The organism is Alphaproteobacteria bacterium (assembly GCA_002869105.1).
Lineage (GTDB): Bacteria > Pseudomonadota > Alphaproteobacteria > UBA7879 > UBA7879 > UBA7879.
In genome coordinates this window covers 20524-33512 of record PKTP01000003.1, presented here as the reverse complement: position 1 = coordinate 33512, position 12989 = coordinate 20524, and the positions used below count along the sequence as shown (strand labels likewise).

Here is a 12989-nt window from a genome sequence, read left to right as displayed (position 1 = left end):
ATAACAGCGCTTGGTATCCCGTGGCTTATATTTCGGAGGTTGATTTTCTCCTTGTGCAGCGGCTTTGGCGCCTTCTGCATCAGGTCTGTTGGCGATATCATTATTTTTATATCCGTCATCTTTGGCAGCGGTAGCTGAGGGCCTGGTGGCCGGCGATACTTCTTCTCCCGTTTCCTGATTGTATTTCCGCCCATTCTAGGTCTTTTTTATGGTCTGCTTCAGATCTTTTCAGGTTTCCGTCTTCATCAAACTCCGCATATCCACCATCGGCAGGCTTTGCAGCAGGGGCACCGCTCTCTCCAGGCTTTGCTCCCTTTCGGGGTGGAACCGGTGGTGGTTGATCCCCTGCTATGTTGGGCTTTGCTCCCTTCCGAGGCGGAAGGGGAGGTGGTTGGTCTCCTGCAGCAGCTGCAGCTCCCTCTACACTAGATTCGGCATTTTCTGCAGCGGCCTTTTCTTGAGCGGCGGCCTCTTCCGCAGTGCTCACCGCTTGTTGTTCTTTTTTAACGGCGCCTTCAGATGCCTGAGCTGCAGCTTGCGCTCTCTCTTCATTGGCTTCAGCGCGCTTTTCCAAGGCTGCAGCTTGTGCTCTATCTTCATCCGCTTGCTGCGCCAAGGTTGCTGCTTCTTGTGCCCGATCCGCTTCTCTTTGTTTTTCCTCCGCGTCAGCTTGAAACTTACGCGCTTCAGGGCTGGTTGGTTCAGAAGGCACCGATGACTTTTGAGCATTGATGGCATCGACATTTTCATATCCATCTGCCGCTGCCTTTGTTGGCGTCGAGGCACCTGTACTGCCCCCATCTGGGGGGGACATCGTCGAGACAGCATAGGCATCGCCAGGTCCAGCATGGGCGGTCATCCCAGCTATGGTCATCAAAACAAGTAATCTTAAAAGTTTCATCATCGCTCCCTGGATGTCTTTAAAATAGTAGCACAGCCATTACATAATGCATGCGAAATTGTTCGCATCAGATTTTATTTTAGCAGAGAATAATGCATTTCAAAAGAACCTCAAATACATAGGACTATTATTCGGTTAAGCCCGGATCGAAGGAGTGGCTTTTGTTGCAGAAAAATCATCGCTCCTTTGAGACTTGGGCTTTGGGCAAACCGACTTATGCTCCAAGCGCCAAAGATGCTGATTTTCCAGCAACGTTTTCATGACTTGAGCATTGAGACCATGCCCCGGATTTTTTGCTATACAGGCCAGTTGAAGCCCCATTCCTAACAGGGCAAAATCACCAATGATATCCAGCGCTTTATGGCGCGCACATTCATTGGTATAACGAAGGCCTTGCTTGTTCATAATACTGCCTTCTTGCATAACAACGGTATTATCCAGCGATGCCCCCTTTGAAAGACCCGCCGACCACATTTTCTGAGCATCTTGATAAAAGCCAAAGGTACGGGCAGAGGCAACCATGGTTATAAAAGAATCATAGACATCCTCAATGTGAAAAGATTGATTTTGAACCCCTTCCCGGCCGTTAAAATCCTGCTCCACATCAATGGAAAAAGTATGGGAAGGCTCTAAGAGCATCTCTGCACCATAACTGGTTTTGATGGTCGTCTCTTCTTTTAAAACCAAAAAAGGCCTTGTATCCGCAATGGGGGCTAATCCAGCACACTGAATCAAGAAAACAAAAGGCGCCGCACTGCCATCCATAATGGGAATCTCTGGCCCATCCACTTCAATGATCACATCTGTTACATGCAACGCCGTCAGGGCCGCCAGCACATGTTCCACCGTTGAGACCTTAACATCCCCCTCCCCAATTTGGGTATTGAATCTAGAATTAACGATGGTTTGCAAAGTTGCGTTTATAAAATTATCCGGCCCGCCAAGATCAGTGCGCACAAATTTGAAACCAGTACCAGCCGAAGCTGGTAATAACCTCAGATTAATACATTGGCCTGAATGAACACCAATACCAGAACACTGAACAGTAGTTTGAAGCGTATAACTCAAGGAAGCGCCTAAATAGTATTTGTCTTTTTTATACTAAAAAGGGGGAGTCAAAAAACAGAAACGGATTGTTTCGCTGTTTTTCTATAGATGGTGCCCAGAGGCGGACTCGAACCACCGACACAAGGATTTTCAGTCCTTTGCTCTACCAACTGAGCTACCTGGGCACACTCATATGGTGATAGAGAAAAATCACAGGGATGTCCAGAATTTTTTGCAAAATCATCTTAAAATTGAAGTGCCCTATCACTATCGATGATTCCTTTAAATCATCCCAGCTTTAAAGCTGAGACAATTACGGAAAACAGACTATTAAAAACAATCACCCAGAAAATAGATAGCACCACGGCCCGGGTAGTATTCACTCCCAAACTTTCAGGGGTTTTTTTAACGTTCAACCCCATGAAACAGCTAATCAATCCAATGATTAAAGAAAAGAACGGCGTTGTGATGTCATGAACCTGATAAAAAAAGTAATAAAGCCCCATATCCAGCTCCACCCAACAAATCACCGCGCCACCCAGAAGGCCCATAAAATTGGCAATCAAAGTTAAGATCGGCATAAAAATTAGCAAGGCTAAAACCCGCGGCAAAATCAAGAAACTCATTGATTTAACGCCCATAATCCGCAGCGCCTGCAATTCTTCATTCAGATTCATCACCCCCATCTCAGCGGCAAAAGCACTGCCCGAGCGGCCTGCAATAATGATGGCACTCATCAAGGCTCCCGCCTCTCGAAACACCGAAAAGCTGACAACCGTTAAAATAGAAGATTCGGCACTAAATTTTGCCAGCTGGATAATTCCCTGATAGCTCAGCACCACTCCCACAACAAAGTTAGTCACCATCACAATAGGGATGGCGCGTATGCCAGCTAGGTAGATCTGATTGATAAAATTAGAGAGGAAGTATCGATTCTTTTGCCCGGATCCCCCCAAAAGGGTCAGAATAAATTCGCCAAAAAATGAAATGCTGCGCCCCATTGAAAGAACAGCGCTTTCTGCCCAAACCCCCACTGAAGCAATTATTTGTTGTATACCCACGCAACACCCCTTTTGACTATAACGTTAGTATAAAGCGGGCGCTATGGTATCTCAATAAGATAATATGTTTCCTCTCACAGGACAGAAAAAAACGATAGCTATATCATGAAGGTAATATATCGGAAGCTTTAGACAAAAGAAACTCATCAAAGCCACGCACACTATTTTCACCCATGAACTTTCGAATGAAATCTAGGTCTCGATCACATTTTTTAAGAGGATTAATCACATAGATAGGCAGATCAGATTTGAGAATGGCTTCACAATTATTCCTGACATGGGACGACCCATAATCATTTTGAAAGTCTAAAAGACCCATGTAGGTATTATAAATTTTTCCAGATCTTGTGAATAAACAAAAAGTATAATAATCTATCTCATCCATAATCCAGCAGACTTGTCTGGTTGACTCACCCTGAGATAAACTCGGAATGATCGGATCGGCACACATAAGAAGCTCGTTGTATTGATATATTTCAGCCTGATTTACCAGGCTCTTGACTGAAGTTAATTTTGGAATCACTCCCTTTTCTCCCAAAAGACTATAGCGATGCTTCCCCTCTTCCGTCTTCTTTGTAAAAGCTTGGTTCAGGGCTTCCAAAGTATCCGGTTGATCGGTATTTATTACGTCAGCAAGATGGCGATAAAAAGCATTTAGAGGTCTTAGAGATTCTTTGAAAACCGCTATCATAGGGAACTATACTACGAGAGTCTTTTTCAAAACTCATGAGTATTGCACCTGGATTGGGAAGAAGTCCAGCAACAGGTCGAAGCACTGTATTATGGGACTTGTAATAGCCATTACCAGTCATAAGTAAAGATGCGCTATAACCAGGCACACCGTGCTTACTCCCCCAAAACGCGTCAACGGTTCGTACTGAACGTATCACCACCGGTGGATGACTTGAAGACCTCAAATCAAAAACCTCAGCTGAAAATGAGTGATCGTCAACATCCTTAATATTCAAAGTGAAATGTGGCAATTCTTGCCTTGTTTCATGAAATGCTGAAAAATTTTCATTCACCGCAGCCCAATCATCCCTGTAATCTTTTAAAACTGGGGTTTGGTAGAGCGCTTCAAGAAAATTCTTTTCTTCAGCCTTCCACGACATAACACCACCACCCTCTTCTTCTTTAAGGAGTGGGTTTTCACCTTTATTGTGCTTCTTAAAAAAACCATCTTCTATAGGTCCAAGAGCAAAAGCCTGTCCTTCTTCACGCTCATCTTCATGACAAAACTTCAGACCAAAATCATCAGGAACTGTAAAAACACAACTAATGTTCAATGAAAACAATAAAAAAATAATAAATCTCATAAAAAAACCTCTTAAATAAACAATGTGTAGCTATTAGTCATCTTCAACCAATTCTGTCAATGGACAGGTAAAATCTTTTAGTCAGATGTGTAAATCAAACCTTTTTTTACTTTTACAAGAAGAGCCGTTATTGGGCACTCATCAACAGCCACAACTATACTTCCAATATCCGCATATTCCCCATCATCTTCGGGTGAAAAAGCAGCTGGATCTTCGATTAATGTTCCTAAAGAATTCGGATCAAGCAACTGAAGAAAAGATTGAAACGAAAAGCCACCCACATCAGCCAGAGAAGCTCTCTCCCCACCATGCACTTTCATGAGCATCCGTATTCCGATTAGAAAATCTTCATCCTCTGAATAAAGGGGGCCTATATCAAAGAAGTCTTCGTCTCTTCCTGAAAGAGTAAGTTTTCCCTCTTCCAAATTGAAATGAAAGGGATTCAAGCGAATAATTTCAGCAAATGTTTGAGAAAAAAACTGGCAATATCGCTGGGAGAAACGTGAAGAGACTTCGCTCATGATCGTCTCATTTTTAAAAACTGCCCCACTAAGTACTATTTTACCTTCTTTAGAATGCGTTTTTAAAGTCAATTTTGAGTTAAAGCCCCCCTCTAAAAAATCATTAATCGCAGACACATGACTTTCTAACTCTTCTTTCGTATCTGAATTACTTTCTTTATAAGGCGCCAATGATAACGTATTCATGGCTTCTTCAACTTCACCATCCATGGCGCTTAAATCAAACATCAAAACCAGTAGCAAGAGGGGTAAAATTATTTTTTTCACAGATATTGCCTTTATGTATTCTTAAATTTATGTGTAGTAATTTTTATTTTTTATTCAACCTTATTTTTTTCTCTGATTTTTTGCCTTACTGTAATATCAAATCACGCAGCAAACACTTGACCTTTTGTCTACAACTTTGTATACCAACAAAAAATGATAGATGAGTAACGCGCCATGAAAAGAACGTTTCAACCCAGTAATCTTGTCCGCAAACGCCGTCACGGCTTTCGTTCCCGCATGGAAACACCTGCTGGCCGTCAAGTAATTAACCGTCGTCGTGCGCGTGGCCGTAAACGCCTGAGCGCCTAAGCTTTTCGGGCATCATGCACCCTCTCGGACGTATCTCTTCCAAGCAAGATTTTGGGCTGATACGTCGCAAGGGGAACCGCTTCAATTCAGCCTCCTTTTCAGCCACTTTTTTATCTAATCAATTGCCAAAGAAGCTCTGCCTCAAACCTGACACCTCCCCTCCTCTTATTTTTGCTGCCTTCACGGTGACTAAAAAAAATTTCAAAAAAGCGGTGGATCGTAATCGCATCAAAAGACGCCTGCGTCCTCTCATTCAGCAAACAAGCCAAAAGTTGCACACTCAAGGCTGGTCCCAGCCACTGATGATTAATTTTTATGCCAAGCCCTCAATTGCAAATGCGTCGTGGCCTGAATTATGCACAGAGTTTGAGGCGTTTTATGATATGCTTCAGAATCATAATTAAGGAAAGGTGATGATTCGTTGGATTGCTCTTTTTTTAATTCGCTGCTACAAACAGGGTATAAGTCCCCTTTTGGGCTGTAATGTCTGTCGCTTTCACCCAAGTTGTTCAGAATACAGCCGACAGGCTTTCAAGGCCTTTGCGCCCGTAAAAGCTTTTAAGTTAACGTGCAAAAGAATTTTAAAGTGTCATCCGTGGCACATAGTCGGGCTAGATCCGCTACCAATTGACGAGATAAAGGATAAAAAATGAACGGCGATGACAACAAAAATTTATTTTTAGCGATTGTTTTATGTTTGGTGATCTTATTTGTTTTTCAATATTTCTTCCCCTCCACCTCCGTTGAAGGGCCCAAAGAGCCCACCACAACCCAAACTCACTCTTCTTCCCAAAGCCCTGTCGATCTCCCAGACCAACCTCAACAGCCCGCCAAGGAAGTCAGCACACCAAAATTCTTCGCTAGACGCATTGAAATTAAAACAGCTAAGTTATCAGGGTCCTTAACCACCCACGGTGGTCGCATCGATGATTTGATTCTCACCCACTATAAAGAAACAAACCAGCCAGACTCCAAGCCCATTCGCATCCTCAGCCCTTCGCATTCAAGTCAACCGTACTATGCAGAGTTTGGATGGACGTCAGCGCAAACAGATTTGGATGACCTCCCCACTGCCGATACCAATTGGCACACAGAGGATACCCGCCTAACGCCAGAAGCACCCATCACCCTCTCCTGGACTAATAAAAACGGTGTTGTTTTTGAAAAGGTCATCTCAGTGGATGAAAACTACGTCTTCACCATTGTAGAGCGCGTTAAAAACACCTCTGCCACACCCCTCAACCTCTACAACTATGGCCTTCTCATCCGTTCAGGCACGCCCCCCGTTTCAAGTTTCTTTATCTCATACGAAGGGCCACTGGGCTATCTTGATGGTAAAAAACACCAAAATGATTATAAAAATTTAATTAAAGAGAAAAAAATCAGTTACACAACCCAATCGGGCTGGCTTGGCTACAGTGATAAATACTGGTTGGGCGCGCTGATTCCGGATCAAAATGTTGTCATTAAAGCCAACATGATTGGCTCCGAGAAAAACAATCAGAATCGGTACCAGCTGGATTATGTTCTGCCCCTTCAAACGGTGGCTCCTGGTCAAACCCATGAAACAACCAATCATTTTTATGCCGGCCCTAAAAAACTTGGTCTGCTAGACGCTTATGAAAAAACTTTAAACATTCCTCATTTTGATCTAGCCGTTGATTTTGGTTGGTTCTACTTTATCACCAAGCCTATTTTTTACATTCTTACCTTCTTTCATAACTGGGTTGGTAATTTTGGGATTGCCATTATTCTTCTCACCATTGCGATGAATGTTTTATTTTTCCCGCTTGCAAGATCAAGCTATCGCTCCATGGCCAAAATGAAAGCGCTGCAACCTGAAATTCAAAAGCTTAAAGAACTGTATCCCGATGATAAAATGAAGCAGCAACAAGAGATGATGGCTTTATTTAAAAAGCATAAGACCAACCCTGCCTCAGGCTGTTTGCCACAATTGATTAAAGCGCCGGTGTTCTTTGCCCTCTACAAAGTCATCTTCATCTCTATTGAAATGCGTCATGCGCCTTTCTTTGGCTGGATTCATGACTTATCAGACGCAGATCCCACCAATATCTTCACCCTCTTTGGTCTGATTTCTTGGGATCCACCCTCGTTCATGCATTTTGGTCTTCTCCCACTTCTTATGGGGGGAACCATGTTCTTGCAACAACGTCTGAACCCCCAGCCTATGGATGACAATCAAAAGGTTATTTTCACCCTGATGCCGGTTATGTTCACTTTTTTCATGGCTGGCTTCCCAACAGGCGTTCTCTTGTATTGGACATGTACCAACATCTTAGGCATGGCTCAACAAGCCTACTTCATGCGGTCTCCAGATCTCTCAAAACCGCAGAAAAAAGTAAGAAAATAGCGCCCATGCCTGATACAAAGTCCCTGTCATTGCCCCCCTGGGCAGAGAGTTATTTCAATGGCACAGCGACTTTTGTTAAGGGGTGCGTGCAACCCAGCCATTTCCCCCCAGCCCTTCATCCTGAAGTTGCTTTTATTGGTCGCTCAAACGTTGGAAAGTCGTCTCTGATCAATGCGCTTCTCAATCGCAAAAGCCTTGCGCGGACCTCAAACACCCCAGGCAGAACAAGAGAAATTAATTACTTTTTTCTCACCCCCCCTCAAAAGATAAAAGAAGAGTTATCATCACCACACGCTCCTCTAGCAGATGGTCTTTACATTGTTGACTTGCCCGGATATGGCTATGCCAAACATCAGAAAGACTTTGGAGAGCAGTGGAAAAAACTGTGTTCGGCATATCTCTCCTCTCGTGAAAACCTCCGCCGCGTCTATGTTTTGGTGGATAGCCGTCATGGTCTAAAAGAAAGCGATCATCAGATGGCTCAATTTCTAGATCATTGGGGCGTCAGCTATCAATTTATTCTCACAAAATCAGACAAACTCTCAAGCGCCAAGCAACAAGCAATCAAAGATCACGTTCATAATGAAGTTGTCAAAAAAGGTAAAATGATCGCAGCCTATCCAGAAATTCTTCAGATTAGCTCAACCAAGAAACGCGGGTTTGACGCCCTCAAGCAAGCAATCGTCACATCAAGCATTTAAAAAAACACAAGACACTTTTTGCTGCAGCACAAAAAAGAGATCTTTGCCTAACATCGTATCAGATGGGGATCTTCTTAAAAGAACAGTCGGGACAAAGCTCTAAAAAAAAGGGCTGTTATTTAACAGCCCTTCAAAATATATAGTTATTTTTAAACTATTTTTTTTCACTTGGATAAACGGCAATTGGTAGCTCTAATCCAAGTTTCTTGGCACATCGAGCTTTATCACCCATCATGGCAATGTATTTCTTTTGATTATCTTTGCCCTTACCCTTATTATTTTCTGAAGTAATGTTACTACCTTTAAGCAACCCTTGAGTAAGCTTATCCAGATCAATCACATAAAGGTGGCACTTCTTATCAGACGCATACTTTGTAAGAGCCCCTGATAGATCTTGCGTAGATTGCAAAGCCACCCCAGCTGGATCATCAGCAACCGAGATATCTTTGTTTTTAGCCATGTCATCCTTGAAAGTCTTCAAGTCACAATCAGGAACTTTAGGCTTCTCGCACTGGCAGTCTTTAGCCAATAGCGTGCCAGAAAAAAGAGTGGCAACAGCAAAAGATAGAGCAATAGTTTTGTAAGACGCGTTCATTATAACCTCCAATGTCAATAAGTTAAATTTAACAGGTTGTAAGCAACCTGGCTAGCTATAATGTGTAAACCCAGATGATTATGATGGTTAACTGCAAAAAAGTATGCTTAACTTAAGAAAGAAAAACAGTTGAGGATTCAATGCGATTACTTTCTATCCTTCTGGTCTGGGGCCTTACACTAAATATCGAGAGTTATAATATGTATGCCGATCAAACGCCTGAGCAAGTCAATCAATACATGCAACAAAACCAAGCCCCTGTCACAAACCCTCATTCTCAAATGCCAGCAGGGCCGACAAATGCTGTCTCGATGCCGCAAATTCGGGGGATGTTTTCCAAGCAGTGGAATATTTGCAAAGCGGTGTTTAACCACGCGCACAAATCCTGCAAAACACCGGATTCTCTAGATAAAGAAAATGCGATTGCTTGTGTCAAAATGTACGAGATTGCCGCCGATAGTTGCTATACAGCGATGAGTGCTTTCTCATTTCACTTGGTATAAACCGAATTTTTCATTTGATATTGCCTCAAAAGAGCAAAGCTGATCAAGGCCAGTGCATAGCCAAAAAAAACATCTGAAGGGTAATGCTTGGTCAAAGCAACGCGCGAAAGGCCAACAACCAATGGCCAAATCCATAAAACAGAGCGGCTTTTAGGCCATAGGTTCATTAAGAACAGCATCAAGAGCATCGATGCCATCGCATGCCCTGAAGGCAGCGATCCATAACGACCATCAAATCCAAACCAATACCAATCAGGTAAAGCGTCGATGGTGTGATAACTAGGCCGTGGTCGACCACAGATAAACTTAATCAAGTGCAGCAGCGATGATGAAACTAAAAATAACAGAAAATATCCTTGAACCCTTTTTTGATGCACGTGACAGAACATGGCCCCTTTTGATTTGAGATGATAACGAGGCTGAAACCATCCACACACCCAAACAAAGATCAAAAAAATCACCAGATATTGTGCTTCCCCAAAATGGGAAATCCAGCGAAAAAAAACGTAGTTATCTTTAATATATGCTGGCCCAGAAAAGATTGCTTTCATCACATCAAGGTCAAGGTTAGCACCAATAAAAAGTAAACCGATACTCAAGAAAAAAATCCCTGAAAATAGATCCAACCTATAATGCGTCACCAGACAACACCTTTGTTAACCAAAAAGTGTATTTGCCACTTATTGCGCGAATAGTTCAGGCTTTTTAGCAGCGAGTCTAATACGTGACCATCCCTAAACTGCATACGTTTAAAGTTAAAGAGAGGACCAAATTCTTGATCTTGGTCTCCTTCTTGAAAAGCGATAAGGGCAAGTCCTTTTTGTTCCTCAGCAATCGTTAATGCCTCAGCCGAGGACGTAACCACTCTAACATCTGTTCCATTTCTGAAATAAAGGCTAGGTTCGTTAAATCCAACAACCACCAACGGTTGCCCCAGTGTCTTTGACCGCAAGCGTGCTTGATAAACTGTCTCCGACAACCATAAAAAAGAAAGCCCGGGTAAAAGAAAAGTAAAGACCAATACATAAAACCCAGCAACACTGGCCAGGTATCGCATCGATAAATTCATGTGAGGCTTCCATAAAACAACGCCCCCAAAACATAAAACCAGACCTAAAGTTAGATTGCATGCTTTAAAAAACGATAGGGAATAAAACGTCAAAATGAGAAGAAAGCAGAACAAGGCCAACGTTAAAATCAAATATAGAATTGACACAAGCTTCCCGCCAATGCTTTTGGTCTTGGGCCACTCAAATCGATCAAGGGCGTAGGCTGTTAATAACCAGATAGCTGGGAATAAGGGCAGTACATAATGAGGAAGTTTTGTTGGAATCAATTCAAACATCACCCAACTTGGGAGAAGCCACGCCAGCATAAATTGTGCCTTTGGATCCTGCCTTAAAATTCGCCAGCGGGGCAAAATTCTGAAAACAATCAAGCTCTCCGGCCACAGTAAAATAAAGGAAATCAACGTGTAATAACCGGGATAGAATCCATGGGATTCTTGGCCTTTCAAAAGTTTAGGGATAAAATCAACGCCGATGGCATGTGCGGCATACGCCCCCGATGATTTCCATTGAACCATTAGAAACCACGGGAGGTTCACCAATAGTAAAATAAAGAATCCCTTGAACCATGCCAAAGACCTCAAGCTAATAGGCGCTTTAAAAGCATATCGCAATGTCAAAACGGTCAAGATAAAAATCATCGGCGCAATGGGCCCTTTGATCAAAATCGTAAACGCCATGACACCCCACATAGCAATCTGTTCACGTGGGAGCGTCGCTTTTTTGAGCAGTTGATTCTGATACCACCGCGCCAACAAGCCTTGCTGCACCACAATCAACACCAGCAAAACGGTATCTGTCTTTGCCAAATGTGATTCAACCACCGTCAACAAACTTACAGCCATAAATGTTGTGGCAAACGCCGCTGCTTTCTGGCCAATCACGGATCGGAAGAGAAAAAACAGAGCCAGTAACATGCCAAAGCCAGCAATCAAATTCGGCAAGCGATAAACACTAATGCGGATCTGCGCATCTTTTACACCTAAGAATTGAGCTGCTTTCACACACCCCGCTTGCAGCCAGTAAATCCCAATAGGTTTTTTATTACGTGGTTGATCAAGGAATTTGATCGACCAATAATCGCCCGTTTCTACCATTTGTTTTGATGCCTGGGCAAAACGCGCTTCATCGCGATCAGTCGCTGGTAAAACGAACTTACTGATGCTCAAACACGCATACAAAAGCGTTAAAAAGAAAAGAAATTTTTGGGTTGAAAAAGAATGATTGATCATAGGTATGATCATAGAGAATTTGACGACTGAAACAATTAAAAAAGCCGAAAGGTCATCAAATTTGACCTTAATAATTCAAGCACCACATGAGTGCTTATTGGTCTACCTAAACAAAATGTGCTGTTTTAGACCAATGCGGTAAGTCAACCCCTCTTACACTTGCTTGAAAAAATTCTTGATTAAAGGGCTTTGTTAAAAAATAAGCTTGGCATAAGGTTGAACATTCTAATTGGCAAACATTAATTCTATTATGGTGCGCTCTCCTGTTTGCGCCCTCCCGCGCACGCTGAGGCGTTGAACAAAAGTCTTTGAGATTGATTATATATTGCGCATCAACCCCTTCCTTAATGATATCGCATTTATCCTTCAATGGCTGCGCTAGTCGATTGCAATCTATCTGCTCAACCGTACCGTTAACCCATGCCATTTCTATTTTGCTTTGTGTACAAAGTTGGTGACATTTCACATAACTCTCCTGGGGTGGAAAACTTTTTGCCATTGAAGTTAGGGGGAATCAGCTCAATAGCATAAATAATATTTTCATGATAACGCCTCACTTATAAAGAATATAGCATCTATAAAGATGCCCATCTAACCTTACTATGTGCAAGGGATATTAACATCTTTTTTCTTACGTTTTTTCCTGAAGAAATCAGAAAGCATTTGTCCACACTCAGGGAGAATATAGTCTGTATTCACCTCAGGTTTATGAAAGCATGTTGGGTGGGTATAAAGTTTTGGCCCTTGAAACAAAGCGCCCCCCTTGGGATCTAAAGCCCCCAAATAAACCGTTTGAATGCGCGTTTTAGCAATGATATCCGCACACATGGCACATGGTTCAAGGGTTGTGAAAAGCAAGCAGCCATCCAAGCGCGGCCTGCTAAATTTTTGGCAAGCGCGCCTTAGCGCCACCACTTCGGCATGGGCACTCGGATCATTGGTTGTTTCGGTTTCGTTATGCCCTGCCCCGATCACATCTCCAGATGCCAGGCAAACCACCGCCCCGATGGGGACCTCTCCTTTTTTGGATGCTTGAATAGCTTGTTCAATGGCAAGATTCATAAAGTTTTTAATATTAATACACACTTGAACACTGGC

General features: G+C 42.8%; 17 protein-coding genes and 1 tRNA gene. 6 read left to right on the top strand and 12 right to left on the bottom strand.

Features of this window, described 5'->3' with window-relative positions:
• Window positions 1-115: 115 nt before the first annotated feature.
• The 7 genes from C0582_01045 to C0582_01015 all read right to left on the bottom strand — a co-directional run bounded on the left by C0582_01045 (window position 116) and on the right by C0582_01015 (window position 5113).
• Window positions 116-904, bottom strand: a complete 789-nt coding sequence (locus C0582_01045; GenBank protein PLX30125.1) for a hypothetical protein — start codon at window positions 902-904, stop codon at window positions 116-118.
• Window positions 905-1036: 132 nt separating this feature from the next.
• The gene (gene lpxC / locus C0582_01040) at window positions 1037-1969 is read right to left on the bottom strand and encodes a UDP-3-O-[3-hydroxymyristoyl] N-acetylglucosamine deacetylase (GenBank protein PLX30124.1); all 933 of its coding nucleotides are present in this window, start codon (window positions 1967-1969) and stop codon (window positions 1037-1039) included.
• A gap of 88 nt (window positions 1970-2057) precedes the next feature.
• A tRNA-Phe gene (locus C0582_01035) sits at window positions 2058-2133 on the bottom strand.
• A 102-nt stretch (window positions 2134-2235) separates the two neighbouring features.
• Window positions 2236-3009, bottom strand: coding sequence for a hypothetical protein (locus C0582_01030; GenBank protein ID PLX30123.1), 774 nt, complete (start codon window positions 3007-3009; stop codon window positions 2236-2238).
• Window positions 3010-3112: 103 nt separating this feature from the next.
• Window positions 3113-3610, bottom strand: coding sequence for a hypothetical protein (locus C0582_01025; protein PLX30122.1), 498 nt, complete (start codon window positions 3608-3610; stop codon window positions 3113-3115).
• 28 nt (window positions 3611-3638) lie between these two features.
• Window positions 3639-4325 carry a hypothetical protein gene (locus C0582_01020; protein PLX30121.1) on the bottom strand — a complete coding sequence of 229 codons (687 nt, stop codon included), beginning with the start codon at window positions 4323-4325 and terminating at the stop codon, window positions 3639-3641.
• Window positions 4326-4402: 77 nt separating this feature from the next.
• Window positions 4403-5113 (bottom strand): hypothetical protein, encoded by a 711-nt coding sequence (locus tag C0582_01015; protein PLX30120.1) that lies wholly within the window; start codon window positions 5111-5113, stop codon window positions 4403-4405.
• 174 nt (window positions 5114-5287) lie between these two features.
• On the opposite strand from C0582_01015, the gene C0582_01010 reads away from it, so the two are divergent.
• From C0582_01010 to C0582_00990, 5 genes are read left to right on the top strand one after another with little or no spacing between them, the layout of a single operon-like run.
• Window positions 5288-5422 carry a 50S ribosomal protein L34 gene (locus C0582_01010; protein PLX30119.1) on the top strand — a complete coding sequence of 45 codons (135 nt, stop codon included), beginning with the start codon at window positions 5288-5290 and terminating at the stop codon, window positions 5420-5422.
• Window positions 5423-5436: 14 nt separating this feature from the next.
• Window positions 5437-5826: a ribonuclease P protein component gene (gene rnpA / locus C0582_01005; GenBank protein PLX30118.1), complete on the top strand. Its 390-nt coding sequence runs from the start codon at window positions 5437-5439 to the stop codon at window positions 5824-5826.
• Window positions 5827-5838: 12 nt separating this feature from the next.
• Window positions 5839-6075, top strand: a complete 237-nt coding sequence (locus C0582_01000) for a membrane protein insertion efficiency factor YidD (protein PLX30282.1) — start codon at window positions 5839-5841, stop codon at window positions 6073-6075.
• Window positions 6072-7793, top strand: coding sequence for a membrane protein insertase YidC (locus C0582_00995; GenBank protein PLX30117.1), 1722 nt, complete (start codon window positions 6072-6074; stop codon window positions 7791-7793). The genes C0582_01000 and C0582_00995 overlap by 4 nt, the downstream gene beginning before the upstream one ends.
• Window positions 7706-8494, top strand: a complete 789-nt coding sequence (locus tag C0582_00990; GenBank protein PLX30116.1) for a YihA family ribosome biogenesis GTP-binding protein — start codon at window positions 7706-7708, stop codon at window positions 8492-8494. The genes C0582_00995 and C0582_00990 overlap by 88 nt, the downstream gene beginning before the upstream one ends.
• Window positions 8495-8648: 154 nt before the next feature.
• On the opposite strand, the gene C0582_00985 is transcribed toward C0582_00990, so the two are convergent.
• The gene (locus C0582_00985) at window positions 8649-9089 is read right to left on the bottom strand and encodes a hypothetical protein (protein ID PLX30115.1); all 441 of its coding nucleotides are present in this window, start codon (window positions 9087-9089) and stop codon (window positions 8649-8651) included.
• 140 nt (window positions 9090-9229) lie between these two features.
• On the opposite strand from C0582_00985, the gene C0582_00980 reads away from it, so the two are divergent.
• Window positions 9230-9592: a hypothetical protein gene (locus tag C0582_00980; GenBank protein PLX30114.1), complete on the top strand. Its 363-nt coding sequence runs from the start codon at window positions 9230-9232 to the stop codon at window positions 9590-9592.
• Here the strand turns inward: C0582_00980 and C0582_00975 are convergent.
• The 4 genes from C0582_00975 to C0582_00960 form a co-directional block, all read right to left on the bottom strand.
• Window positions 9580-10233, bottom strand: a complete 654-nt coding sequence (locus C0582_00975; GenBank protein ID PLX30113.1) for a hypothetical protein — start codon at window positions 10231-10233, stop codon at window positions 9580-9582. The two genes, C0582_00980 and C0582_00975, sit on opposite strands and share 13 nt — an antisense overlap.
• Window positions 10230-11903: a hypothetical protein gene (locus C0582_00970; protein ID PLX30112.1), complete on the bottom strand. Its 1674-nt coding sequence runs from the start codon at window positions 11901-11903 to the stop codon at window positions 10230-10232. Before C0582_00970 ends, C0582_00975 begins: the two co-directional genes overlap by 4 nt.
• 94 nt (window positions 11904-11997) lie before the next feature.
• Complete coding sequence (locus C0582_00965; GenBank protein PLX30111.1) at window positions 11998-12318, bottom strand: hypothetical protein; 321 nt, start codon at window positions 12316-12318, stop codon at window positions 11998-12000.
• Between the two features lie 173 nt (window positions 12319-12491).
• Window positions 12492-12953 carry a tRNA-specific adenosine deaminase gene (locus C0582_00960; protein ID PLX30110.1) on the bottom strand — a complete coding sequence of 154 codons (462 nt, stop codon included), beginning with the start codon at window positions 12951-12953 and terminating at the stop codon, window positions 12492-12494.
• Window positions 12954-12989 lie beyond the last annotated feature (36 nt).